The organism is Nonomuraea sp. NPDC049378, from assembly GCF_055586745.1.
Genome location: NZ_JBVJHP010000013.1, coordinates 302,682 through 328,313, shown reverse-complemented (window position 1 = coordinate 328,313; position 25,632 = coordinate 302,682). Strand labels below are relative to the sequence as shown.

At 72.9% G+C, this 25,632-nt stretch carries 21 protein-coding genes; 10 read left to right on the top strand and 11 right to left on the bottom strand.

The features are described from left to right. Positions 1-34 precede the first annotated feature (34 nt). From ACZ6SA_RS28675 to ACZ6SA_RS28645, 7 genes are all read right to left on the bottom strand, one after another. Positions 35-1,852: an NAD-dependent epimerase/dehydratase family protein gene (locus ACZ6SA_RS28675; RefSeq protein WP_347644896.1), complete on the bottom strand. Its 1,818-nt coding sequence runs from the start codon at positions 1,850-1,852 to the stop codon at positions 35-37. Further along, positions 1,837-2,781: a methionyl-tRNA formyltransferase gene (locus ACZ6SA_RS28670; RefSeq protein ID WP_465831549.1), complete on the bottom strand. Its 945-nt coding sequence runs from the start codon at positions 2,779-2,781 to the stop codon at positions 1,837-1,839. Before ACZ6SA_RS28670 ends, ACZ6SA_RS28675 begins: the two co-directional genes overlap by 16 nt. Then, entirely contained in the window at positions 2,778-3,467 is a 690-nt protein-coding gene (locus tag ACZ6SA_RS28665) for a PIG-L deacetylase family protein (protein WP_347644898.1), read from the bottom strand. Before ACZ6SA_RS28665 ends, ACZ6SA_RS28670 begins: the two co-directional genes overlap by 4 nt. After that, positions 3,454-4,458 (bottom strand): NAD-dependent epimerase/dehydratase family protein, encoded by a 1,005-nt coding sequence (locus ACZ6SA_RS28660; protein WP_347644899.1) that lies wholly within the window; start codon positions 4,456-4,458, stop codon positions 3,454-3,456. The genes ACZ6SA_RS28665 and ACZ6SA_RS28660 overlap by 14 nt, the downstream gene beginning before the upstream one ends. A 147-nt stretch (positions 4,459-4,605) precedes the next feature. Beyond that, positions 4,606-4,965: a hypothetical protein gene (locus tag ACZ6SA_RS28655; RefSeq protein WP_347644900.1), complete on the bottom strand. Its 360-nt coding sequence runs from the start codon at positions 4,963-4,965 to the stop codon at positions 4,606-4,608. A 10-nt stretch (positions 4,966-4,975) separates the two neighbouring features. Next, positions 4,976-5,881 (bottom strand): WXG100-like domain-containing protein, encoded by a 906-nt coding sequence (locus tag ACZ6SA_RS28650; RefSeq protein ID WP_465831546.1) that lies wholly within the window; start codon positions 5,879-5,881, stop codon positions 4,976-4,978. Further along, complete coding sequence (locus tag ACZ6SA_RS28645; RefSeq protein ID WP_347644902.1) at positions 5,878-6,252, bottom strand: YbaB/EbfC family nucleoid-associated protein; 375 nt, start codon at positions 6,250-6,252, stop codon at positions 5,878-5,880. The genes ACZ6SA_RS28650 and ACZ6SA_RS28645 overlap by 4 nt, the downstream gene beginning before the upstream one ends. Before the next feature lie 205 nt (positions 6,253-6,457). Here ACZ6SA_RS28645 and ACZ6SA_RS28640 point away from each other — a divergent pair, with 205 nt between their 5' ends. Continuing rightward, positions 6,458-7,612: an amidohydrolase family protein gene (locus ACZ6SA_RS28640; protein ID WP_347644903.1), complete on the top strand. Its 1,155-nt coding sequence runs from the start codon at positions 6,458-6,460 to the stop codon at positions 7,610-7,612. A 64-nt stretch (positions 7,613-7,676) separates the two neighbouring features. Next, a complete protein-coding gene (locus ACZ6SA_RS28635; protein ID WP_465831543.1) occupies positions 7,677-10,445 on the top strand; it encodes a glycoside hydrolase family 2 TIM barrel-domain containing protein in 2,769 nt (922 codons plus the stop codon). A gap of 191 nt (positions 10,446-10,636) precedes the next feature. Here the strand turns inward: ACZ6SA_RS28635 and tuf are convergent, their stop codons facing one another. Further along, positions 10,637-11,803: an elongation factor Tu gene (gene tuf / locus ACZ6SA_RS28630; RefSeq protein ID WP_347644905.1), complete on the bottom strand. Its 1,167-nt coding sequence runs from the start codon at positions 11,801-11,803 to the stop codon at positions 10,637-10,639. A 333-nt stretch (positions 11,804-12,136) separates the two neighbouring features. Continuing rightward, positions 12,137-12,247: a DUF397 domain-containing protein gene (locus ACZ6SA_RS28625; protein ID WP_465831540.1), complete on the bottom strand. Its 111-nt coding sequence runs from the start codon at positions 12,245-12,247 to the stop codon at positions 12,137-12,139. Between the two features lie 161 nt (positions 12,248-12,408). Here ACZ6SA_RS28625 and ACZ6SA_RS28620 point away from each other — a divergent pair, with 161 nt between their 5' ends. The 8 genes from ACZ6SA_RS28620 (at position 12,409) to ACZ6SA_RS28585 (ending at position 23,544) form a co-directional block, all read left to right on the top strand. Beyond that, entirely contained in the window at positions 12,409-12,954 is a 546-nt protein-coding gene (locus tag ACZ6SA_RS28620) for a hypothetical protein (protein ID WP_465831538.1), read from the top strand. Positions 12,955-13,408: 454 nt separating this feature from the next. Further along, positions 13,409-15,310: a S9 family peptidase gene (locus ACZ6SA_RS28615; protein WP_465831535.1), complete on the top strand. Its 1,902-nt coding sequence runs from the start codon at positions 13,409-13,411 to the stop codon at positions 15,308-15,310. Next, the gene (locus ACZ6SA_RS28610) at positions 15,274-16,614 is read left to right on the top strand and encodes a serine hydrolase domain-containing protein (protein ID WP_465831533.1); all 1,341 of its coding nucleotides are present in this window, start codon (positions 15,274-15,276) and stop codon (positions 16,612-16,614) included. The genes ACZ6SA_RS28615 and ACZ6SA_RS28610 overlap by 37 nt, the downstream gene beginning before the upstream one ends. Positions 16,615-16,708: 94 nt before the next feature. After that, a complete protein-coding gene (locus ACZ6SA_RS28605; RefSeq protein WP_347644910.1) occupies positions 16,709-18,307 on the top strand; it encodes a PucR family transcriptional regulator in 1,599 nt (532 codons plus the stop codon). Positions 18,308-18,404: 97 nt separating this feature from the next. Further along, positions 18,405-20,006: an ABC transporter substrate-binding protein gene (locus tag ACZ6SA_RS28600; RefSeq protein ID WP_465831531.1), complete on the top strand. Its 1,602-nt coding sequence runs from the start codon at positions 18,405-18,407 to the stop codon at positions 20,004-20,006. After that, positions 20,007-21,065 carry an ABC transporter permease gene (locus tag ACZ6SA_RS28595; RefSeq protein WP_347644912.1) on the top strand — a complete coding sequence of 353 codons (1,059 nt, stop codon included), beginning with the start codon at positions 20,007-20,009 and terminating at the stop codon, positions 21,063-21,065. Continuing rightward, positions 21,065-22,870, top strand: coding sequence for a dipeptide/oligopeptide/nickel ABC transporter permease/ATP-binding protein (locus ACZ6SA_RS28590; protein WP_465831528.1), 1,806 nt, complete (start codon positions 21,065-21,067; stop codon positions 22,868-22,870). The genes ACZ6SA_RS28595 and ACZ6SA_RS28590 overlap by 1 nt, the downstream gene beginning before the upstream one ends. Continuing rightward, the gene (locus tag ACZ6SA_RS28585; protein ID WP_347644914.1) at positions 22,867-23,544 is read left to right on the top strand and encodes an ABC transporter ATP-binding protein; all 678 of its coding nucleotides are present in this window, start codon (positions 22,867-22,869) and stop codon (positions 23,542-23,544) included. Before ACZ6SA_RS28590 ends, ACZ6SA_RS28585 begins: the two co-directional genes overlap by 4 nt. On the opposite strand, the gene menC is transcribed toward ACZ6SA_RS28585, so the two are convergent. Beyond that, positions 23,534-24,634, bottom strand: a complete 1,101-nt coding sequence (gene menC / locus ACZ6SA_RS28580) for an o-succinylbenzoate synthase (protein WP_465831525.1) — start codon at positions 24,632-24,634, stop codon at positions 23,534-23,536. The two genes, ACZ6SA_RS28585 and menC, sit on opposite strands and share 11 nt — an antisense overlap. Next, a complete protein-coding gene (locus tag ACZ6SA_RS28575) occupies positions 24,631-25,404 on the bottom strand; it encodes a GNAT family N-acetyltransferase (protein WP_347644916.1) in 774 nt (257 codons plus the stop codon). Before ACZ6SA_RS28575 ends, menC begins: the two co-directional genes overlap by 4 nt. Positions 25,405-25,632 lie beyond the last annotated feature (228 nt).

Here is a 25,632-nt window from a genome sequence, read left to right as displayed (position 1 = left end):
TGACGGCCGGGCGCGGGTGCTCTGCGGGGCCGGGTCAGGCGCGGTCGCTCTCGTACGCCAGCCACTGCGCGAAGGTGTGCAGCCCGTAGTCCAGCGTCACCTCGGCCCGCCAGCCCAGTTCCACACCTGCCCGCTCCACGTTGACCAGCGGCCCGCCGGGACTCTCCGACGTCTCCATGTGGACCGGCCGCACCGCCTTGGACACCGCCTCGGCCAGTTCCCGCATGCGCCACCGCCGCCGCCCCGCGACGTTGTACACCCGCCCCGCGACCCCGTTCTCCAGCGCCGCAAGGACCGCCTGAGCCACGTCCCGGACGTGCACGAGCTGCACGGGAGGGCCGTCGACGGGCGCCGGGCGGTTGAGCGACGAGCGCAGCACCAGCTCCGCCACGGCCCCTCGCTGGGGCATGCCGGGCCCGTACGGCTCGCCGAGCCGCAGCACCACGGAGCCCGGGGCGGCCGACTCGACGGCGCTGAGGGCCCGGGCCAGGGGTGTGGCCGCCGGGTCGACAGGCGTCTCCTCGTCCACCCACTTCCGCGCCGGATAGACGCGGCACGAGCTCAGCAGCACCCCGCCACGGCCGCCCGCGAAGGCGGCGCGGGCCAGCCGTACCTCCTCCTCGGGGTCGGCGTCCGCGTCCCAGCCGAGCGCGCAGACGTGCACCACGACGCCGGCGTCGCCCCCGCCGCCCCCGGACAGGCGGAAGCCCCGGTCGGCCAGCGCGTCCGCCACGTGCTGCCGGACGAACGTCGCCGCGCCGCTCACGGCCACCCCGACGCGCTCCAGGGCGGCGGGCGGTGTGCGGGCGGTGGCCGGGAGCGGCCGGGGCCCGCGCGCGGCCGGCGCGCGGGAAAGCCCCGCTTCGAGGCCCGCCCGGGCGACGTCATGCATCTCCGGCCACAGCCGGGCGAGCTCGCGCGCCCCGAGCTCGTGGCAGAGCCCGCCGGGGCCCATGGTGGCCAGCGCCTCGTCCACGACCCGCGCGTCCCCGCGCGGCCCGCGGTGGACGACCCCCATCGTGTACGCCGCCAGCCACAGCGGGAAGTGCGGCCCGGCACCTGCCTGGTTCCGCAGCGGGCCCGCGTCGATCCCGAGGCCCGCCAGGTAGTCGTCGCAGCGCAGGTCCCGCCACCGGCCGGTCTCCGGCACGCGTACCGCGCACTGGGCCACGCCGCGCTTGAAGAACGGGATCACCGGCAGCCGGTCGAGCACCCGCTCCTCGCCCGCGCCGGCCGGCGGGTCGTCGGCGAAGAAGCACGGGGAGCGGCGCACCCCCTGGAAGTCGTTCTCCACCAGGCTGGCCAGGTCCTCGTGCTCGGCCAGGCTCGGCACCGCCACGTACACCGGCACGCCGGCCTGGCGCAGGTAGCGGCCCATGAGCACGTCGTCCGGCCAGGTCCCGCCCCGGTCCCCGGCCCATTCCACGTATCCCGCGGCGACGTGCCTGGGCAGCAGCAGCGCGGCCACCGGTGTGTACTCGCCCGCCCCGCGCACCCAGCGTGCCCCGGCCAGCGCGCCCATCCGCACGGCGGCGCCGTTGCGCGAGTTCCAGAACGCGAACAGGGCCAGCGCGGCGCCCGGCATGGCGCGCGCGGCGCGCTCGGCGCGCTCGAAGAACCGGCCGGACAGGGCCATGTCGTCGTGCAGCAGCACGTGGTGGGTGGCGTGCTCGGGGATGCTCGACCAGGCCAGCAGGGAGGTGCGGAACGCCGAGGGCGTGCCCGCGGGATCGGGGTCGGTCACGACGTCCAGGACGTCCCCGGCCAGCCGGGCGGCCGCCTCCCTGCGCCGGGGATGCGCCATCACCGCACCGGTCAGCCGCACCGTGGACGGCTTCAGGTGCCCAGGCATGCGCCGACCGCGAGCTCGTCCGACTCCAGCAGGCCGAGGGCGTCGCGCCGGTCGCCGCCCTCCCACTGGACCTCGCGTACCACCAGCAGCCCCGACCCGCACGCCACCAGCATCCCGCCGGTGCCGGTCGACCAGACGGGCGCGAGCACCGTGCCCGGGTGCTCCGCCCCCGCTCCCGGCCCGCCGTGCTCGATGAGGTCGGCGCTGTGCACGTACAGCCGCCGCCCCGCCACGGACGTGAACGCGCCCGGATAGGGGGCGGCCAGCGCGCGCACCCAGTCGTAGAGGTCGGAGGCGGGCCGCGACCAGTCGATCACCCCGTCGTCCGGCCGCCGTTTCTCCCACCACGACCCGCCGGGCTCCTGCGGCCGCGCCACCACCCGCCCGTCCAGGAGCAGCGGGATGTACGTCGCCAGCAGGTCGATGTTGATCCCGGTGACCTTGCGGTACACCGCGGTGACGTCGTCGCGCCGGCTGACGGTGAACTCCCGCTGCGCGATCAGGTCACCGGTGTCGGCGCCCTCGTCCAGGAAGAAGAGGCTGACCGCGCTCGTGGTGAGCCGCTTGATGATCGTCCAGGGCAGCGCGGCCCGTCCCCGCCCCTCGGGCAGCCGGGTGGGGTGCAGGCCGATCGACCCCCTCGGGCAGGCCGACAGCAGCGGCTCGCGGACGAGCTGCGACCATCCGGCGATGACGAACAGGTCCATGTCCTTGACCCGCTCGTAGGCCTGCCCGTCGTTGATGTCGTCCGTCTCCAGCAGCGGGATGCCGTGCTTGTCCGACGCCTCGCGCAGCGGCGCGTATCCGGAGCGGTGGCTGAGCCGCGGCGGGTAGCCGATCAGCAGCGACGGCGGCGTGCCCTGCGCGACCAGCACGTCCACGGCCGGGGCGGCGAACTCCATGCCGGTGGCGAACGCGAACGTCTTCACAGGACCTCCCTCAGCACCCCGAACGCCTCGGCGTGGGCGACGCCGATCTCCGCCCCGCGCAGCGTGGCCAGCGCAGTCACCGACTCCTCGCTCCTGATGTGCGGCGAGGGCCGGTGCTGGCTCTTGTAGCCGCGCAACGCGTCGAGCTTGCGCCGCAGGTGAGGTCCGATGTCGCAGTATGCCGTCGAGCGCGGGATCGGCTCCGAGGCCCACTGGATCTTCGACATCTCGTACATGAACACGTTGGGCACCAGCCACTTGCCGAACTGCGGCGCGATCGGCCGGGCCGCGGCGAAGGCGGCGTGGAACACCGCGCAGTGGTCCTGGTCGTAGTCGGCGAAGCTGGGCAGCAGCAGCAGGTCGGGCCGCCGCTCGTTGAGCGCCTGCTCGAACAGGTCGACCAGTTCCCTGCGCGGCAGCGTGTCGAGCCGTTCGGTCAGCCCGCGGTCCCCGTACGCGATCTCGTACGTGAAGCCGAGCACGTCGCGCACGTTCTCGATCTCGTCCAGGCGCTGGCGGTAGGTGGTGGCCCCGTCGAGCCCGTAGTGGCGCATGCCGTCCACGGCCAGGTACAGGACGTGCACCTCGGCTCCGGCGTCGGCCTGCGCCGCCATCAGGCCGCCGCAGCCCAGAACCTCGTCGTCGGCGTGGGGGGAGATCACCAAGACGCGGTCAAAGCGGCGCATTCACTGCCCTTCGGTCCTCTCTGGCACGGTAGTAGTCGGCGGTGCTCAGGATCAGCTCGTCGAGCGGGATCCGGGGCCGCCAGCCCAGGTCGGTGGCCGCCCTGAGCGCGGGGATCTTGTGGAACGACTCGGCCTCCGCGTAGTGGGGGCCGTGCACGCTCCTGCCGTCCACCCTGACGATGGGGGAGGGGCTGGCGAGCAGGCTCTTGACGCGTTGCGCCAGGTCCATGATGGTGACGGCGTTGGCGGGGTTGCCGACGTTGATGATGACCTCGTCGCCCTGCAGCGCCAGGTCCATGTAGCCGGTGAGGAAGCCCGTCAGGTCGCCCGCCGCGATGAACGCCCTGATCTGGTCACCGCCCGCGAAGACGGTGATGGGCCGCCCGGCCAGCGCCTGCTGCACGAACGTCGGCATCACGAACCCGCCGGCCCGCGACTGCCGCGTCCCGGCCACGTTGAACGGCCGGATGACGATCCCGCGCAACCCGTGCCTGCGGCTGTTGCAGACCATCGCCTCGGCGAGGGTCTTGGCGACCGCGTACTCGATGCGGGTGTTGTACTGCGTCGGGACGACGATGTCGTCCTTCTCGTCCAGGACGCCGCTGCGGCCGTACACCTCGGCGGAGCTGAACACGCACAGCGGCGTCCCCGCGTTCATGCACGCTTCGATGACCGGCGCGGTGCTCCCGATGATGTCGTGGCCGAGCCGTCCCGCCCGTGACAGGATGCTGGCCGGGCCCACGTAGGAGGCGGCGTGGATGACCCGGTCCACGCCCGCGAAGTCGCCGCCCGCGGCCAGGTAGTCCTCGACGCGCTCCCTGATGACGGCGCACCGGGGGTCGGCGTCGTAGTCCTCGCCGTCGATGACCGCGCCGGCGTTCGAGTCGATGATCCGTACGCGGTGGCCGGCCGCGAGGTAGGCGTCCACGAGATGAGAGCCGATGAAACCGAGACCGCCGGTGATGACGACTTCGCCACCTGGTGCTCGCACGGACCCGCCTTTCCCGCTCGAGGAAAACGGTCACACGGGGCTATGTAGCCCCTTTGTCATCTAGGCGGGATTAAAACAGTTTTCGCCCTTCTTGTCACCCATGGCCACAACTTTTCACCGGGCCCGGGTATCGGCACGTCCACGCGGCTAGATCGTGCCCCAGACCGGCGTGCCGGGGTCGGGCGGAGGAAGGGTCTCGAGGATGGCCAGCACGCTCTCCCAGTCGGCCACCGCGACGCTGCCGGACATCGCCCGCAGCCGGGTGGCGATCTCCTGGTGCGCGGAGTGGAACACGTCGATGCCCTCCATGACCTGGCCGGTGACCGCTTCGTACCCCATGCCGCCGCCCTGGCCCTTGAAGAAGGTCACGCCCTCCTTGCCGTCGCCCCAGAAGTCGCCGATGGCGTCGAGTTCCTCCCCCATCAGCGTGACGAACGCGGCTAACTCGCCGGCCTCGATCTCGAACGCCTCCGCCGACGATTCGATCCCCGGTCGGTCGATCTCCATGTGGGTCCCTTCATTGCGCGGGTTTGTGAGCCATGGCGAAATACACCAGCGTCCTGCCGATGGTCTCCTTCAAGGTGGGGACGAGCTCGGCGCCCGTCTCCCCGCTCAGGACGTCGTACGTGGGGCCGTAGCCGATCGATCCGCCGGCCAGCCGGCTCAGGTAGTACTGCACGTCAGGGTTGGCGCTCACCCTCTTCACGAGGGGCGCCGCGGCGTCGAACACGCCGTAGAAGGCGACCGACGCGGCGAACTCCTTCATCGCGCGCGTCGCGTTCTCCTCGAACGACCCGACGTCCTCGCCCCGCAGCGCCTTGACCCCCGCCATCACCGACACGTCGCCGACCGCGAAGATGGCGCTGCCGAGGGAGTACTCCGTCAGCTTGCTCAGCACGATCCTGGCGATGCTGTGCTCCAGCAGCTTCGCCAGCATGCCCGCCTGCGCCCGGCGCATGAGGAACTGGGTGACCTGGTACGCCGCTCCCGCCTGCCAGGGAAAGGTGGCGATGTAGACGAAGCTGGCGAAGTTGGCCATGGCGAGCGTCTCGTACGTGCGCCGCGCCGCGTCGATCACGTCGGCGAACTCCTCGCAGGCCGCGGCGTTCTGCCGGCAGCGGCGGCCGAGCCTGGCGGCGTACCCCGCGCCCTCGTCCGCGGGATACAGATCGGCGGCGACGGCGCGCTTGTAGGCGTCCACCCCGTCACCGCCGTTGCGCCGCCAGACGGCCTCGGCCGCGGGGAACGTGTGGCGCGGGCTCTGCTCGATGCGGTCGGCGAGCCGTCTCCAGACGACGGCGGCCTGGCGGGCCTTGGCGGGATCCCCTTTCGGATAGTCGACGGCGAGCATCTGGAAGACGAAGCCGGCCAGTCCGAGGGTCCCGAAACCGAGGATGCCCGCGCGGCCGAAGTTGAACTTCAACGCCTGCGACCCCCGCGGGGGTCGTCCTGCATGCCGTCGTCCAGCGGTGTTCCGGCGAGGAACGGAGTCACCAGGTCGGCCGCCGCCTGCCCGGCGTCGCGCGCCGCCTCGCCCGCCGCCTCCAGGATGGCTTCGGCAAGCGCCTCCGAGCCGAGGCGCATGGCACGCGGGTCGATGGTGAGCCCGGTGAGCCCGCCGGTCTGTGAGGTCTCGGCGACCACGCGTCCCTGCGCCGCCTCGCCGCGGCCCTTGACCGCGGTGACCTGCTCGTTCAGCCGCTCCAGCGCCGCCACGTCCTCGTGGTAGCCCTTGAGCAGCCTTCCGAGCTCCTGATCTCCTGCTGCGTCGAGAGGCTCCGCCGGTGGTGTCATCCCCGTCTCCTGGCTCACAACCCTGCCCTGGCACGTCGCTGCTGTCATTGAAGATCTTCTACCTTATCCACAAACAAAGCCGGACATATATGGACGTCCCGGACCTTTTGCGTGGGCCGTCCGCCGGGCGGCGGCGCGTGAACCCCGGCGGGCGCGGTGCTTCGCCTATCCTGGTCGCCTACGCTGACCTTGGGAGACATCGCCGATGTCCATGGAGCTCGACCTCGTGCCCAGCGGCCTCGCGCGGGTCATCGACGAGCTGCCGCTGGTCGACCACCACGTGCACGGCGCCACCACCCGCGACCTGCCGCGCAGGGCGTTCGAGGAGATGATCGGCGAGTCCGACCGGCCGGTGCCCGAGTGGATGACCCGCTTCGACTCCCAGCTCGGTTACGCGATCCTGCGCCACTGCGCGCCCGTGCTCGGCCTCGCCCCGCACTGCGCGCCGGAGGAATACCTGGCCAGGCGGGCCAGGCTCGGCACCGGCGAGGTCAACCGGCTGCTGCTGACGGCCTGCGGCGCCGGGCACTTCCTCGTCGAGACCGGCTACCGCGGCGACGAGCTCCTCGGGCCGGCCGGCATGGCCGAGGCCAGCGGCTCGCCCGCCGACGAGGTGGTGCGGCTGGAGACCGTGGCCGAGCAGGTCGCCGCCGCCGGATGCGAGGCGGGCGCGTTCGCCGGCCGGTTCGCGGAGGCCCTGTGGGAGCGCGCCCGCACGGCGCGCGGGCTCAAGACCATCGTCGCCTACCGGCACGGCCTCGACTTCGACCCCGAGCCGCCCCCGGCGGCGGAGGTCGCCGAGGCCGCCGGGCGCTGGCTGGCCGGGGGAGGCGGGCGGCTGGACGATCCCGTGTTGCTGCGGCACCTGATCTGGGCCGGGCTCGACCAGGGGCTGCCCCTGCAGTTCCACATCGGCTACGGCGACCCCGACATCGACCTGCGCCGCTCCGACCCGCTGCTGCTGCGCGGCCTCATCGAGCGGGCCGAGCCCACCGGGGTGCCGCTGGTGCTGCTGCACTGCTACCCCTACCACCGGCACGCGGGGCTGCTGGCGGAGGCGTACCCGAACGTCTTCTTCGACGTGGGCCTCGGGGTCCCCCACACGGGGGCGCGGAGCACCGCGCTGGTGGCCGAGAGCCTCGAGGTGGCGCCGTTCTCGAAGGTGCTCTTCTCCTCCGACGCCTGGGGCCCGGCCGAACTGCACCTTCTCGGAGCCCTGTTGTGGCGGCGGGCGATGGCGCGCGTGCTCGGCGGGTTCGTGGCCGAGGGGGAGTGGTCGGCCGCCCAGGCGGCGCGGGTGGCCTCGATGATCGGCGTCGAGAACGCCCGCCGCGTCTACGACCTGGGCCCCGGCACGTGAACGGAGCACCGGACAGACAACGCGACCATGACGAAACCGCGGCGAAGCCCTAGGCTCGGCGGCGATGGACCTCGAAAGCTTCCGCCCCGGTTCCGGCCTGCTCGAACCCCGCGCGGCCCTCCGTTCCGACGCCCCCGCCATCGACCTCAACGGCACGTGGCGCTTCCGCCTCTCGCCCGTGGCCGGCGTCCCCGACGACTTCGCCCGGCCCGACTACGACGACGCCGGCTGGCACGACCTGCCCGTCCCCAGTCACTGGCCGCTGCACGGCCACGGCGCCCCCGCCTACACCAACGTCTCCTACCCGTTCCCCGTCGACCCGCCCCATGTGCCAGGGGAGAACCCCACGGGCGACTACCGCCGCGCGTTCGACCTGCCCGAGGGGTGGACGGGCGGCCGCCTGCGGTTCGACGGCGCCGAATCCTTCGCCAGGGTCTGGCTCAACGGCCACGAGCTGGGCTTCTGGACCGGAAGCAGGGTGCCGGCCGAGTTCGACGCCGGCCCGTGGCTGCAGCCGGGACGCAACGTGCTCGCCGTGCGCGTGCACCAGTGGTCGGCCGCGAGCTACCTGGAAGACCAGGACATGTGGTGGCTGCCGGGCATCTTCCGCGACGTCACGCTCACCCGCTCCACCGCCGACGTCTTCGTGCACGCGTCCTACGCCGACGGGCGCGGCACGCTCCGCTTCGACGGCGAGGGCACCCTGAGCGTCCCCGAGCTCGGCGTCGCCGGGCTGGAGCCGGGCGCCGAGATCACGGTCGAGGCGGAGCCGTGGACGGCCGAGACCCCCCGCCTGTACGACGCCGTGCTGGCCTGTCCGGGCGAGGCCGTGCACCTGCGCGTCGGCTTCCGGACGATCTCCATCGCGGACGGCGTGCTCCTCGCCAACGGGCGCCCGCTGCTGCTCAAGGGCGTCAACCGGCACGAGTTCCACCCCCGGCACGGCCGCGCGGTCACCTACGAGACGATGCGCGAGGACGTGCTGCTGATGAAGCGGCACAACGTCAACGCCGTCAGGACCAGCCACTACCCGCCGCACCCCGCCTTCCTCGACCTGTGCGACGAGCTGGGCCTGTGGGTGATCGACGAGTGCGACCTCGAGACCCACGGATTCGGCCAGGTCGGCTGGTACGGCAACCCCACCGACGACCCCCGCTACGCCGACGCGCTGCTCGACCGCATGCGCCGCATGGTCGAACGCGACAAGAACCACCCCAGCGTCATCATGTGGTCGCTCGGCAACGAGGCGGGCGTCGGCAGGAATCTGGCCGTCATGTCCGCATGGACCCGCGAGCGCGACCCGTCCCGCCCGCTGCACTACGAGGGTGACCGTTCCTGCGCGCACACCGACGTCTACTCGCGGATGTACGCCTCCCACGCCGAGGTCGAGGCCATCGGCCGTTACGAGGAGGAGGCGCTCGACGACCCCGGCCAGGACGCGCGGCGGCGGGCGATGCCGTTCCTGCAGTGCGAGTACGCCCACGCCATGGGCAACGGGCCCGGCGGGCTGGCCGAGTACCAGGAGTTGTTCGAGCGTTACCCGCGGCTGGCCGGCGGGTTCGTCTGGGAGTGGATCGACCACGGGCTCGAGCACCCCGACCACGAGTACGCCTACGGCGGCGACTACGGCGAGCCCGTGCACGACTCCAACTTCGTGATCGACGGGCTCGTGTTCCCCGACCGCACGCCGTCCCCCGGGCTGCTCGACCTGAAGAAGGTGTTCGAGCCGGTCCGGTTCGAGTTCGGCGACGGGGTCGTGCGCATCGTCAACGGACACGGCTTCCGGGACCTGTCCCACCTGGAGTTCGTCGCCTCGGTGGAGGTGGAGGGCGAGACCGTCGCCGAGCACCGGCTCGACGTGCCCGCCGGCGGCGGCGAGTGCAAGGTGCCCGGCGCGAGCGGCCCCGACGGCGAACGGTGGCTGACCGTGCGCGCCGTGCTCGCCCGCGACGAGCCGTGGGCGCGGGCCGGCCACGAGGTCGCGTGGGGGCAGGCGCTGCTCGTCCGGCACCCCGCCCGCTTCGAACGGCCGGCCGCGGCGCTCGTGCGCGGCGGCTCGGAGATCACCGCCGGCGACTGCGCGTTCGACGCCGCGTCGGGCCGGCTCGTCCGGCTCTTCGGGATCGACGTCGAAGGCCCGCGGCTCGACCTGTGGCGGCCGCCCACCGACAACGACAGGTACGGCGGGCTCGAAGGCGCCTGGCGCGGGCTCGGCCTGCACCGGCTCACGCACCGGGTCGACGCGGTCGAACAGGGCGACGAGCTGACCGTCCGCACCCGGGTCGCGCCCGCGGCCACCGACCACGGGATCCGGGCGACGTACCGGTGGACGTTCGACGGCGGGCTCCGGCTGCTCCTCGACATCGAGCCCACCGGCGACTGGAGCGACCCGATCCCGCGGCTCGGCGTCACCATGTCGCTGCCCCGCACCTTCGACCGGGTCACGTGGTTCGGGATGGGGCCCGGCGAGGCGTACCCGGACACCGGGCTGGCCGCCCGCGTGGGCCGCTGGTCGGCCACGATCGACGAGCTCCAGACGCCGTACGTCCAGCCGCAGGAGAACGGCCACCGCGCCGAGGTGCGGTGGGCCGACCTCGGCGGGTTCAGGATCACGGGGGATCCCGTGTTCGGGATGACGGCGCGCCCGTGGAGCAACGACGCGCTGACCCGCGCCCGCCACCGGCCCGACCTGGTGGCGGACGACCGCGTGCACCTCCACCTGGACCTCGCGCACCAGGGCGTCGGCACCGCCACCTGCGGCCCCGGGGTGCTGCCCGCGTACGAGCTGCGGGCCCGCCGGTCGACGCTCCGGATCCGCTTCGACCGGACCTGACCCCGGCGGGCCGGGCCCCGCCCGCCGCGGGACCCGGCCCTGGCACCCGCACCCGCACCCGGCCCTGGCACCCGGACCCGGCCCTCGCACCCGGACCCGACGACGGCAGGCCGGGCCGCCGTCGCCGCGCACCCGCGAGACCGTCCGGACCGGCCGAGCCTGACCAGGCTGACCGGTCCGGAGCGGGATCGTCAGTCAGGCACGGTGAGGATCGTGCCCGCGCCGACCGTCAGCCCGCCCTCGCGGATCGCGAAGCCGAGCCCGGGCTCCAGCGCCACCGCCTTGCCCAGCTCCACCGCCACCTCCACCGTGTCGCCCGGCTGCGCCGGCTCGGGCAGCGCCAGCTCGCCGGGCACGTCGGTCGTGCGCACGTAGAACTGCGGCCGGTACCCGGACACGACCGGCCTGCGCCGCCCGCCCTCCTCCGCGGTCAGGAGGTAGACGCGGGCGGTGAACGACGAGCGGGCCCGCTGGGTGCCCGGCGCGGCCAGCACCATCCCCCGCCGCACCTGCTCGCGGCGCACGCCGCGCAGCAGCACGGCGGCGTTGTCGCCGGCCTCGCCCCGCTCCATCGTCTTGCCGAACGTCTCCACGCCCGTGACGACGGCGCCGAACCCCTCGCCGAACCCGACGGCGTCCACCGCGTCGCCGACGCGCACCGCGCCACGCTCGATGGCTCCGGTGACGACCGTGCCGCGGCCGGTGACCGTCAGCACGTTCTCCACCGGCATGAGGAACGGCGCGTCGACGTAGCGCACCGGCACGGGGATGTGCTCGTCCACCGCCGTGAGCAGCGCGTCGACCGAAGCCGTCCAGACCGGGTCGCCCTCCAGCGCCCGCAGCCCGGACACCCGCACCATCGGGACGCCGTCGTAGCCCTGCCCGGTGAGCAGGTCCTGCAGCTCCAGCTCCACCAGGTCGAGCAGCTCCGGGTCGGCGCCGTCGGCCTTGTTGACGGCCACCACCAGGTGCTCGACGCCGACCCGCCTGGCGAGCAGCACGTGCTCCCTGGTCTGCGGCATGATCCCGTCGTGCGCGGACACGACGAGAATCGCGCCGTCGAGCTGCGCCGCCCCCGTGATCATGTTCTTCACGTAGTCGGCGTGCCCCGGCATGTCCACGTGCGCGTAGTGCCTGGTGGCGGTCTCGTACTCGACGTGCGAGATGTTGATCGTGATCCCCCTGGAGGCCTCCTCCGGGGTCCTGTCGATCCGCTCGAACGGCGTGAACGTCGCCTGCCCCCGCGCGGCGAGCACCTTGGTGATCGCCGCGGTCAGCGTGGTCTTGCCGTGGTCGACGTGGCCCATCGTGCCGATGTTGAGGTGCGGCTTGTTGCGCACATAGGCCTGCTTGGCCATGATTCCCTCTCTTGAGACTCCCGAGCTTCGTGACCCGTCAGGGCCGGTCGACCTCCCCCCGCCGGGTCACTTCAGGACGAACGGGAAGAGGTCAGCGCTCCAGGCCGTCGCAGGCACGCTCGAACGCGCCCGCCGGCAGGGCGGGCGTCGTCAGGTGAGCGCGCGGGAACATGCGGAACATAGTGCGTGGATCAGCACGGCAACGCAACACATTATTCCCGTGCGCCGTGTCCGGCTGTCGTGGGCGCGCAGCGGCCGCTCCTGGACGGCACGGGACAGGGGAAAGCGTCACAGGTGTTCAGGTCCGGACTGACTCCGGGGCCATGCTCAGGCTCAGGGCAGGCCGAACTCGTTCTTGTTCACGCCGTCAAGGAACGCCTTCCACTCCCGGTGGTTGAACACCAGCACGGGGCCATCCGGGTCCTTACTGTCGCGCTCGGGCACAATGCCAGGGAGATCGCGTGCACTTGCTCGATCAGCGCGCTGGAATCGCTTGCCGATAGTGCTGTGCGCGCAAATGATCAAATGGTGTATATCGTCCTACTTCGTACGGTTTTTTCAAGGCGTGGTCGCCGGCGGAGTGCTGTCAACCAAGAGGTACATCTATGATCGATTCTGCTTATCTGGAGTGGTTTAGTCAGCACACTTCGGACGTCGTCGTCTTGACTTGGTGTTCCGCCACCAAGATCGATGATGTTCTGGCGGCCTATGGCATCTCGCCCGAGAGCGCTCAGCGGGCATACTTCGGTGATTGGGGCCTCCGCATGCTCATCGGGCGCCTCGGCAACGGCGCCGTCATCATGGACTACAGCGTTGATCCCACCACCCGCGCAGCTCTTCCCGCCCTGGCGCAGTACGGTCCTTGTCTGAGTATTCAATGGATCGACGACGTCCCACCGTTAGTCTCTTACCGCACGGAAACCGGCCTCGTCGTCGAGTTCGACGCGATGGATCGGGACTGGGATCCAGTTCCCGATCTCGCCAGTGTCGAGCGATGGATCACCGCCACCCCAGCCGGCCGGGAAACGTGGGACAACAGTTGGGGTCTCGCCACATTGATCACCGCCGAAGCACTGTGCCGTGCTGCGATTGACGACGAATGGGCAAGATCCGCACACATCGGCGTTCCATTCGATTCTTCAGCCGGCTGAGTGGTGTGAATGATTCCGTTGGCGGGTGAGCACCGACCGGTGGCCGTCCGGCCGGCGAACGTACGCCGCACCGACCTGACCACCGGGACAGGGGTCCGTCCTGTGCCGCTTTTCTTCCCCGGCCACTCAGCCAGCACCTCGTGGACCGCCTCCACGTGCGGGTGGTTCGGCCACCGTTCCGGCAACTGGCCGTCGAGGGTGTGCAAGTCCCAACGGTTGCGCTCCGACCTGATCCGCAGGGCGTCGGAGTCAGTGGAGGACGCGCCGTCGGCCGGGCCGGATGCGTCGGCCATTTCCATGGAGGCATGATGAGGCCGCGGCACGAGCATGTCGTCGTTGCCTTGGTGGAGGGATGTGGCCACCTCTCTGCTGGTTGGGCCCGGGCACAACGGAACCCCCGCCGTTCGTCGGATAGGCCGAAGAAGGGGGAAGGGTGCTGCTCTACGGTTCGGATATGGCGCGACTCACCCTGGATGATCTCTACCGCTTCGCCGTTCCCTCCGATCCCTGCCTGCGCCCCGACGGCGGCGCGGTCGCGTACACGCTGACCACCGTCGACCGGGACGCCGACGAGAACCGTACGGAGATCTGGCTCGCCGCGCCCGGCGCCGCGCCGCGCAGGCTGGCCGGCGGGAGCGCGGCCCGGTGGTCGCCGGACGGGCGGACGCTGGCGTTCCTGCGGCCCGTGGACGGCAGGCCGCAGATCCACCTGCTCCCCATGGACGGCGGCGAGCCGGCCCCGCTCACCTCGGCGGCGCTGGGAGCGGGGGCGCCGCGGTGGTCGCCGGACGGCACCCGCATCGCGTTCAGCGCTCCGGTGGGGCCCGGCAGGCAGGCCCCCGATCCGGACGCGCCCGTGGTGACCGACCGGCTGGAGTACAAGTCGGATGGCACGGGGCTGCTGCGCGGGATGAGCGCGCACCTGTTCGTGGTGGACGTGGCGAGCGGGGAGACGACCCAGGTCACCGAGGGCGACTTCTCCGCTGGGGAGCCGTCGTGGGGTCCGGACGGGACGCTGGCGTTCGTCGCGGCCATGGAGTCCGATCGCGACCTCGACGTGCGCGGCGCCGTCCACACCGTGGAGGTCGGCAGGGGACCCGATGGGGAAGCCGGCGGGGGGACCTGCGGGGAGCCGCGGCGGCTGACCGGTCCCGAGCTCATCTGCACCGGCGTGTGGTGGCTGGGCGAGCGGCTGGTCGTCACCGGCATGAAAGGCGGCCCCGTCGGGCACGTGCGGCTCTTCACGCTCGTCCCCGGCGGTCGTCCCGAGGAGATCGAGACGGGGCTGGACCGCAACGTCATGACCGGCGCCCCCGGTTACCCCGGCGCGGCCCCCGCGCCGCTCACCGATGACGGCGACGACCTGATGTTCTGCGTGCGCGACCGCGGCAGCTCCCACCTCTACCGCGCCACCGGCGAGCGACTGGTGCCCGAGGAGGCGAGCGTGTCGGGGGCGAGCGTGGCGGCCGGCCGGATCGCGTACGTGGCCGCGACCCCGCACAGCGCCGGCGACGTCTACCTCGGCCGGCCGGGGGAGACCCCGGAGCGGCTCACCGACCACGCGCTCGACGGCGTCGACCTGTTCACGCCGGCCCGCCGCACGTTCACCGCCCCCGACGGCACCCTCGTCGAGGGTTTCGTGCTCCGGGACGAGAACGCCGCCACCCCCGGCCCGCTGCTGCTCGACGTGCACGGCGGCCCGCACAACGCCTGGGCCCCCGTGCTCGACGGCTTCCACCTCTACCACCAGGCCCTCGCGGCCAGGGGCTGGACGGTGCTCGCGCTCAACCCGCGCGCCAGCGACGGTTACGGCGAGGACTTCTACACCGCCGCCGTCGGCGCGTGGGGGCTGGCCGACGCCCAGGACTTCCTCGCCGCCGTCGACGCTCTGATCGAGGAGAACGTCGCCGACCCCGACCGGCTGGCCGTCACCGGCTACAGCTACGGCGGCTACATGACGTGCTGGCTGACGAGCCACACCGGCCGCTTCAAGGCCGCGATCCCGGGCGGGTGCGTGAGCGACCTGACCAGCCTGGCCGGCACCTCGGACCTCGGCCACGTGATGAAGGTGCACGAATGGGCCGGTGACCTCGCCGCCCAGTCGCCGATCACGTACGTGTCCGAGGTCGGCACGCCCACGCTCCTCCTGCACGGCGAGAGCGACGACCGCTGCCCGGTCGGCCAGTCGGAGCAGTGGTTCGCCGCGCTGCGCGAGCGGCGCGTGCCCGTGCGGCTGGTGCGCTATCCCGGCGCCAGCCACCTGTTCATCCTGAACGGCCGGCCCTCACACCGGTACGACTACAACGAAAGGATCATCACGTGGCTGGAGCAATGGGTCAGCGGCTCCCCGAGCTGATCGCCCAGTACGAGGTGCCCGGCGCGGCGCTGGCGTACCTGCACGAGGGAGAGCTGCACGAGTTCGCCGCGGGCACGCTCAACACCGCCACCGGCGTCGAGGCGACCCCGGACGCGCTCTACCAGATCGGCTCGGTCACCAAGGTGTGGACCGCCACCCTGCTCATGCGGCTGATCGAGCGGGGCCGCCTGACGCTGGACACGGCGGTGGCGGAGGTGCTGCCGGAGTTCAAGGTCGCCGACGCCGAGGTCGCCAAGACCGTCACCATCAGGCACCTGCTCTCCCACACCAGCGGCATCGACGGCGACCTGTTCCTCGACACCGGCCGCGGTGACGACTGCGTCGAGAAGTACGTCGAGGCGTGCGCCGACCTGACCCAGAACCACCCGCTCGGCGTCACCCAGTCCTACTGCAACTCCGGGTTCGTCATCGCGGGCCGCGTCGTGGAGCGGCTGACCGGCGACCGCTGGGACGACGCGCTCAGGAAGGAGATCGTCGAGCCGCTCGGCCTCACCCACACCTGGACCCTGCCCGAGGACGTGCTGCGCTTCCGCGCCGCGATGGGCCACGTGGACGGCGGGGCGCCGGCTCCGGCGTGGGGGCTCATGCGCTCGGCCGGTCCGGCCGGGCTGATCTGCGCCCGCCCCGCCGACGTGGTCGCCTTCGCCCAGGCCCACCTGCGCACGGCCGGGAAGGGCGGGCTGCTCGACGACCCGCGGGCCATGTGGGAGCCGCAGATCGACATCCCCAACCCGCACACCCTCGGCAAGCAATGGGGCATCGGCTGGATCCTGGACGAGTGGGACGGGCAACGCGTCATCTCCCACGGCGGCAACACCATCGGCCAGCACGCCATGCTCTGGGCCGTGCCCGGCACCGGCACCATCGCGTGCGTCACCGCCAACGGCGGCCACTCGGGCCCCTTCGCCCGCGCCGTGGCCGCGGAGCTGTTCGCCGAGCTCGACGGCCTCACCGTGCCCCGGCAGCCGGAGCCGCCCGAGCAGGACGCGGACGTGGACGTGGGCGGGGACGCCTCCCGCCACACCGGCGTCTACGAGCGGGTGGGCGCCCGCATCACGGTGTCGTCGCGCGGCGGAAGGCCCTGGCTGCGGTACGAGGCCACGGGAGCGCTGGCCGCCCTGCAGAAGGAGCCGGAGGAGTGCGAGCTGGTGCCCGTGGACGACGTCACGTTCGTCTGCCGGATGGCCGGCTCGCCCGACTGGACGTCCGTCGTGTTCTACGAGCTGCCCGACGGCTCCCCGTACGTGCACATGGGCGCCCGCGCCACCCCGAAGACCGGCTGAGGGGCGGCATGGACCTGCGGGACGGGCCGGGCGAGGCGGCCCGCGCGCGCGGCGTGCCCGGGTGAACTCCGTTTTCGTGGATTATCGTGATCGGATGAGGAATCGTCCGCGTGCCAGTCTCGGGCGCATCCTCCAGGATCTCGGCACCACGCTGCTCGACGTCGCCGCGTCACCCGGTGACCTCGACACCGAGGTCACCGGCGTGCACGTCTACGACCCGCTCGACGAGCTGATCGTCCCGCCCGGCGGGATCCTGCTGGCCGTCGGCGTCCAGCGCGCGGACGACATCTGCGCCCTGATCGAGCGGGCCGGGCAGGCCGCCGGCGTCGTCGTCAAGCTGCCCGTCGACGTGGACGAGCGGGTGCGGGCCGTGGTGCTGGAGACCGGCGTGGCCGTGCTCGGGCTCACCAGGGCGGCCTCCTGGTCGCAGGTGGCCGCGCTGCTGCGCTCGCTGCTGGCCGAGGGCGACCTGGCCGAGCCGGGGGAGGGACCGCCGGACGACCTGTTCTCCCTGGCCAACGCCGTCTGCGCGCTGCTGGACGCGCCCGTCACGATCGAGGACAGGTCGTCGCGGGTGCTCGCCTACTCCGGCCGCCAGGAGGAGGCCGACCAGGGCCGCGTCGAGACCGTGCTCGGCCGCCAGGTCCCCGACCGCTACCTGCGCATGCTCGACGAACGCGGCTTCTTCAAGCAGCTCTACCAGAGCCGCGAGCCCGTCTACATGGAGCTCGACGACGAGAACGTCATCAACCGGGTCGCCGTCGCGGTCCGCACCGGCGACGAGATCCTCGGGTCCATCTGGGTGGCCGTGCACGAGCCGCTCAGCGAGCAGCGGCAGCGCGCGCTCGCCGACGCCGCCAAGATCGTGGCGCTGCAGCTGCTGCGCGAGCGGGCCGGGGCCGACACCCGGCGGCGGCTCCGCGCCGACCTGCTGTCCACCGTGCTGGCCGGCGGCACCGACGCGGCCGAGGCGGCCGAACGGCTCGGCATCGCCACCACCCGCCTGTGCGTGCTGGCCGCCCAGCTGACCGGCGACTCCGCCGCCGACCCGGCACGCGGCGAGAGCGACCGGCAGCGCTTCTGCGACGCGCTCGCGCTGCACGTCGGCGCCATCCATCCCAAGGCCGCCGCCGCGCTCGTCGGCTCCGTCGCGTACGCGGTGCTGCCCCTGCAGCCGGGCGGGTCCGACAGCAGCGGGGAGGAGGCCCGGGCCGTACGCGTGGCCGAGAGCTTCCTGGCCAGGGTCGGGCCCCGGCACGCCGCCAACATCGGCGCGGGCCGCCTGGCGCCCAACCTGGCGCACGTCGCCAGGTCGCGCGCGGACGCCGACCGCGCGCTGCGCGTGCTGCGCGCCCGCGGCGTCACCGGCCAGGTCGCCGGATACACCTCCGTGCACTTCGAAGCGCTGCTCCTCCAGGTCGCCGACGTGGCCGCCGCGGAGGAGCAGACGCCCACCGGCCCCTACCAGCGGCTGCTCGACCACGACGCGGAGCACGGCACCGAGCTGACCGCCACGCTGCGGGCGTACCTGGACGCGTTCGGCGACGTCAACGCCGCCTGCGCCCGGGTCCACGTGCACGCCAACACCTTCCGCTACCGGCTCAAGCGTCTCGTCGAGATCAGCGGCCTCGACCTGTCGGACCCCGACGCCCGGCTCACGGTGATGTTGCAGATGCGGATCTTCGGCCGCTAGCACGAGGCCGCCCGGCTTTTTCGTCACCCGGCACGAAGCACCGGGCCCGGCGAGGGACGAAGGTGGTGCACACCCCCCACGCCCGACGGGAGTCCCCATGAGAAAACCGGCAGCTGCGGCTCTCACCTCGCTCGCCCTGCTCGCGGCCGCCTGCGGAGGAACCGGCGGTGCCAGTGACGGTGCCGGTGACGGCGCCGGTGCCGGCGCGCCGGTCAGGGACGGCACGTTCACCTACGCCATCTCGGCCGACCCCGGCGGCCTCGACCCCGCCATGGGCGTGCTCTCCATCACGAACACCACGCTCTCGCTCGCGTACGACACGCTCGTCACCGCCTCCGACGACGGCAAGATCGTGCCCAGACTGGCCGAGAAGTGGGAGGTCGAGCCCGACAGCGCCACGTTCACCCTGCGCAAGGGCGTCACCTGCTCCGACGGCTCCCCGCTGACCGCCTCCGACGTCGCCGACAGCGTCAACCACATCACCGACCCCGCCACGAAGTCGCCCATCTACGGCGTGCTGGTGCCCACCGGGATGAAGGCCGCCGCGGACGACGCGGCGGGCACGGTGACGTTGTCCATGCCGGAGCCGTTCAGCTTCATCCTGGAGAGCGCCCGGTCGCTGTTCATCGTGTGCGGCAAGGGCGTCAAGGACCGCTCGCTGCTGGCCCGCGGGACCTCCGGCTCCGGCCCGTACCGGCTGACCGAGGCGGTGCCCAGCGACCACTACACGTTCAAGGTGCGCAGGGAGTACGCCTGGGGCCCGGGTGGCGCGACGGCCGCCGACCTGCCCGAGACCGTCGTGCTCAAGGTCGTGCCGAACGAGCAGACCGCCGCCAACCTGCTCGTCTCGGGCACCATCAACGGCGCGACCGTCTACGGCCCCGACCGGGCCCGCCTGGAGGCCACACCGGGCGTGGTCAAGAAGGTCGTCCCCTTCACCAACGGCCAGTACTTCTACCACCAGGGCGACGACAGGCCCGCGCACGACCCGGACGTGCGCAGGGCGCTCACCCAGGCCGTCAACCTCAAGGAGCTGGCCGGCATCGCCTCCAGCGGCACCGGCAGGCCGGCCACGGGGCTCGTCATGGAGCCGCGTCCCTGCAAGGGCGACTCGGTCACCGGGCACGTCCCCGCCCACGACGCCGCGGCCGCCGCGGCCGCCCTGGACGCGGCCGGCTGGAAGGCGGGGCCCGACGGGGTCCGGGTCAAGGACGGCAAGCGGCTGACGCTGCGGGTGATGTACGCCACCACGCGCGGGGCCGGGGTGCAGGCCGCGGTCGAGTATCTGGGCCAGGCCTGGCGCAAGGCGGGCGCCGAGGTGAAGCTGAACGGCATCATCGACGCCAAGCTGTCGGAGTCGCTCAACGCCACGCAGGACTGGGACGTCGTCTGGCTCCCGATCGGGGTCACCCTGCCCTCCCAGCTCATCGGCTTCCTGTCCGGCCCGGCCGCGCCCAAGGGGGCCAACTTCGCCCACCTGGACAACAAGCGCTACGAGTCGCTCATCGCCGAGGCCGGGCAGCTGCCGTCGGCCGAGGGCTGCGGCCAATGGCTCGAGGCGGAGTCCGCCCTGTTCGAGGCCGCCGACCTGGTGCCGGTGGTGGAGAACACGGTGCTGCACGCGGCCAAGGGGGCGACGTACGACATGCAGGCGGGAGAGTTCGTGCCCACCTCGATCAGGCTCACCCAGGGAGGCTGAGTGCGCGACACCAGCGGTCTCGAGACGCCCGGGACCGTCACCGACCCGCCGCTCTCCCCGCCCGGCCCTCCTCCGGGCCGCGCACCCGAGGCGGCCGGGAAAGGGGCCGGGCGGCGCAGGGCTCGGGTCGCGGTGCGGCGGGCGGTGCGGTTCGCCGTGTCGCTGGCCGTGCTGCTGGCCGCCTCCTTCGCGATGATCCACCTCATCCCCGGCGATCCCGTGCGCACGGCGCTCGGGCCGACGGCGCCGGTGGAGCTGGTGGAGGCGCGCAGGGCGGCGCTCGGCCTCGACCGCCCGCTCCCGGAGCAGTTCGTGACCTACGCGACCAACGTCCTGTCAGGAAATTTCGGGACTTCGTTCATCACCAGCGAGCCCGTCGGCGAGGTCATCGCCGCCCGGCTCCCCAACACCCTCGCCCTCGCCCTCCTCGCCACCCTCCTCGCCCTGCTTGCGGGCGTCCCGCTCGGCATGTGGGCGGCCGTCCGCACCCAGAACGGCCGCAACCGCGGCTCCGAGCTGACCTTCGGCTCCGTCACCGGCACCGCCGTGGCCGTCCCCGAGTTCCTGTACGCGATCGGCCTCGTGTCCGCCTTCGCCATCGGCCTCGGCTGGTTCCCGCCCGCCGGCAAGGCCGGGCCGATCACGTACGTGCTGCCCGTCCTCGCCCTCGCGGCCGGACCCGTCGCCATGATCGCCCGCATCGCCCGCGTGGAGACCCTGCGCGAGCTGGGCAAGGACTACGTGCGCCTGGCCAGGGCCAAGCGCCTGCCCGCGCGCCGGCTGCACCTGCGGCACGTGCTGCCCAACACGCTCACCGCGACCCTGACCGTGTGCGGGCTGCTGCTGACCTCGCTCATCGCCGGGAGCGTGCTCGTCGAGTACGTCTTCGCCTGGCCAGGGCTGGGGCTGAAGATCGTCGAGTCGATCACGCAGAAGGACTACCCGGTCGCCCAGGGCGTGATCCTCGTCTACGGCGCGATCGTGCTGGTCGTGAACCTGGCCGTCGACCTCCTGCTCGGCGCCCTCGACCCCACCTCTGAGATCAGGGAGCAGTCCTGATGTCCGTCCGATGGAGCGGCCCCGCCGTGGCCGGAGCCGTGATCGTCGCGCTCATGGCGGCGCTCGCCGTCGCCGGCCCGATCATCTGGGGCGAGGCCGCCGAGCGCATCGACGCCGGCGCCATCCTCCAGGGCGCCTCAGCCGAGCACCCGCTCGGCACCGACAACCTCGGCCGCGACCTGCTGGCCAGGGTGCTGGTCGCGGGCCGGTTCTCGCTGGCGCTGGCGCTGGCCGCCACCCTCATCGGCGCCGTCGCCGGCATCCTGCTCGGCACGCTCCCGTCCGTGCTGCCCAGACGCGCGGCCCGGCTGGCCACCGGCACGGTCAACGCGCTGGTGGCCTTTCCCGGGTTGTTGCTGGCCATGTTCACCGCGGTCGTCGCCGGCCTCGGCGCGCGCGGCGCGGTGCTCGGCATCGGCGCCGCCATCGCGCCGGGCTTCGCCCGGCTCACCCAGACGCTGGCCGCCACGGTCGCCGGCGCCGACTACGTCTCCGCCGCCCGCATGCTCGGCGTGCCCCGCCGCCGCATCCTCTCCCGGCACGTGCTGCCCAACATCGCCGAGCCGCTCATCCTCAACCTCACCCAGGCGCTCGGCGGCGCCCTGCTCGGCCTGGCCGGCATGTCGTTCCTGGGGCTCGGCGTGCAACCACCCTCGTTCGACTGGGGCCGGCTGCTGTTCGACGGGTTCTCGCGGATCTACGTGACGCCCGAGGTCGCGCTCGGCCCCGCCGCCGCCGTCGCGCTCGCCGGCATCGGCTTCAACCTGCTGGGGGACGCCCTGGCCAGGGCCGCCGCGCGCACGACCGTACGCAGGGCCGAGGAGCCGCCGGCGCCGCCGCCCGAGCCGGGAGAGCCGGACCCCGGCGCCGTGCTGGACGTGCGGGACCTGACCGTCACCTTTCCCGGAGGCGCAACACCCGTGCGGGGCCTGTCGCTGACCGTCGCGCCCGGAGAGGTCGTCGGGCTCGTGGGCGAGTCCGGCAGCGGCAAGAGCCTGACCGCCGCCGCCGTCGGCGGGCTCGTCCCCTACCCGGGGAAGGTCACCCACAGCCGGCTGCACCTGGGCGGCAAGGACGTCGCCACGCTGTCGGACAAGGAGCTCGGCACCTCGCTCGCGATGGTCTTCCAGGACCCGCTCGCCGCGCTCAACCCCGCGCTCAGGGTCGGCGGCCAGCTCGCCGAGGTCGCCGTCGTGCACGAGGGCGCGAGCCGGGCCGAGGCCCGCCGCCGCGCCGTCGACCGGCTCGGCCAGGTGCACCTGCCCGAGCCGGAACGGCGCGCCGCCCAGCACCCGCACGAGCTGTCGGGCGGCATGCGGCAGCGCGCCGTGATCGCCATGGGCCTGATGGGCACGCCCCGCCTGATCATCGCCGACGAGCCCACGACCGCGCTCGACGTGACCGTGCAGCGGCAGATCCTGCGGCTGCTGCGCGAGGTCGTGGAGGAGACCGGCGCGGCCACGCTGTTCATCTCGCACGACATCGCCGTCGTGGGCCAGCTGTGCGACCGCGTCGTCGTCATGTACGCCGGCCGCGTCGTCGAGGAACTGCCCGCCGACCGGCTCGCCGAGGGGGCCGCCCACCCCTACACCAGGGCGCTGATCGCCTCCCTGCCCGACCTGGACACCGACAGGAGCAAGCCGCTGGCCGGCATCCCCGGCACGCAGCCCGCGCCCGACCAGGTCGGTCCCGGCTGCGCCTTCGCCCCCCGCTGCTCCCTGGCCACCGGGCGGTGCGCCACGCAGCGCCCGGAACTCGTCGCGCACGGTCCCCGCCGACGGGTCGCGTGCTGGGAGGTCTCATGATCATCAAGAACCTGACCGTGCGCTTCGGCGGCTTCACCGCCGTCGACGACGTCACGCTGGAGATCCCCGACGGCCGTGTCGTCGGGCTCGTCGGCGAGTCGGGATCCGGCAAGTCGTCGCTGGCCAGGGCCGTCTGCGGGCTCGTGCCGTACACGGGGAGCATCGAGGGCGCCCGCCGCGTGCAGATGGTGTTCCAGGACCCGTACGCGTCGCTGAACCCCCGCATGACCGTCGGCGACACGGTCGCGGAGGGCATCAGGGGCCGCGACCGCGACAGCGAGGTGAAGCGGCTGCTCGACCTCGTGCGGCTGCCCGCGGAGGTGGCCGGCCGCTATCCCCGCGAGCTGTCCGGCGGGCAGCGGCAGCGCGTCGCGATCGCCCGCGCCCTCGGCGGCGACCCCGGCCTGCTCGTCGCCGACGAGATCACCAGCTCGCTCGACGTGTCGGTGCAGGGCGCGGTGCTCAACCTCGTCCGCGGGCTCCGCGACGAGCTGGGCCTGCCGATGTTGTTCATCTCGCACAACCTGGCCGTGGTCAGGTACGTCGCCGACGTGGTCGCCGTCATGCACCAGGGCCGGCTGGTCGAGGCGGGCCCCGCCGAGCAGGTCGTCGGCGAGCCCGCGCACGACTACACGCGCGCCCTCCTGGCCGCGGTGCCCCGCCTCAGAGGGTGATCCACTCCGTGGCCGTGGTCACCTCGTCGAGCACGGCCGGGATCGGCTCGACGCCGAGACCCGGCCCGGCCGGCACCTCGAGATGCCCGTCCGCCAGCTCGAACGGTTCGGTGATGTCGGTCGCGTAGTAGCGGCGCGACCCCGAGGTGTCGCCCGGCAGGGTGAACCCGGGCAGCGCCGCCAGCGCCACGTTCGCCGCCCGGCCGAGCCCGGTCTCCAGCATGCCGCCGCACCACACCGCCACGCCGCTGGCCCGGCAGAGGTCGTGGATGCGCCGCGCCTCCAGGTAGCCGCCGATCCGGCCCGGCTTGACGTTGATGATCGAGCACGAGCCGAGCGCGATCGCCGCCGCGGCGTGCTCGGCCGACTCGATCGACTCGTCCAGGCAGATCGGCGTCGCGAGCTGCCCGGCCAGCCTGGCGTGCTGCACCAGGTCGTCGTTGGCCAGCGGCTGCTCGATCAGCAGCAGGTCGAACGCGTCGAGCCGGGCCAGCCGCCGGGCGTCGGTCAGGGAGTAGGCGGCGTTCGCGTCGACCTGGAGCAGCACGTCGTCGCCGAACCGCTCGCGCACCGCCCTGACCGGCTCGACGTCCCAGCCGGGCTCGATCTTCAGCTTGATGCGGACGTACCCCTCGTCCAGGTAGCCCGCCACCGCGTCGAGGAGCTGCGGGATCGAGTCCATGATGCCGACCGACACCCCGCACGGCACCCGGGTGCGCGACGCGCCGAGGAACCGGCCGAACGACTCGCCCGCCGCCCTCAGCTGCGCGTCCAGCACGGCCGTCTCCACCGCGGCCTTGGCCATGCGGTGACCCTTGACCGGCCCCAGGGCGCGGGCCACGCCCTGCGCGTCGACGTTCTGCGGCAACGCGGGCAGGAGGAAACGGCGGATCACCTCGGCCGCGCCGTCGACGTACTCGGAGGAATAGAGCGGCTGCGACATCGCCACGCACTCGCCCCAGCCCTCGGCGTCCGGCGTCACGACCCTGACCAGCAGGACGTCGCGGGACGTCTCGGTGCCGAACGAGGTGCGGAACGGCGCCACCAGCGGCATCGCGATCCGGCGCAGCTCAACTCCAGTGATCTTCACGCGTGCTCCACTACGTAGTAGGACTTGCCGCAGAACCCCGTGACCGCCCGGCCCTCCGCCATCAGGCCACCCAGCACCTCGCGCACGGCGAGGCGCCACGCCTTGGCCGTTCCCGGGTCGCTGCCGCGCAACCCCTCGATGTCGGCGGGAACGGCGACCAGCACGGCGCCCGCCCCCGCCTGCCCCCGCGCCTGCCCCGGCACCGGCCGGCCGCCGTCGTCGGCCAGCGCGACCACCGCGCCCTCCGGCGCCGCGCTCTCGCCGGGCTCGCGCCGGGCCAGCGCCTCCACGTGCGGCGCGGTCAGCGGCCACACCGCGAGCAGCCGGTCGGACTCGTCGCCCTGGTTGATCGCGTCGCCCATGACGCCGTAGAAGCGCGGAAGGTACTCCTGGGGCCGCGCGCCCAGCTTCGCCAGGTTGAAGTGGGCGTTGCGGCGCACGAGCGGATCGTAGGTCCAGGTGATGCGCTCGATCCCGCGCCCCAGGGCCCAGCGGCGCTGGTGCAGCTTCAGCTCGAACCCGGCGCCGCGCCGCGTCGTGCCGGTGACGTGCGAGTGCAGCGCCCCTCCCGCGGCGAGGAACCCGACCGAGCCGCCCACCAGCCGGTCGCCCTCGAAGGCGCCGGCGACGTAGCCGCCCGCGTGCGACAGCGCCCGCATCAGCTCCATCGTGATGGGCGGGTCGCCGGGCCCGAAGTGCCAGATGTCCTCGAACAGGTCGTTGACCCGCTCGAACTCCGCCATCTCGTGGAGCTCCCTGACCTCGATCAACCTGCCGCTCCTCCTCGTGGACGCGTTCACTGGCGACGGTATGCCATGGTGCGCCCGCCGGGATTCGTGCCCGGCCACCAAGAGAACGGCGGTCCTTCGTCGAGCTGCCCTAGCGGGCGCGCGCGAGCCCGCCTGTATCGTCGTACTCAAACTCGCCCGCACCTCGCGCCCGACCGGACGGGCCGCCGGGGACCCGGCCCTCACGCCGTCACGGTCTAGAGTTTCCCG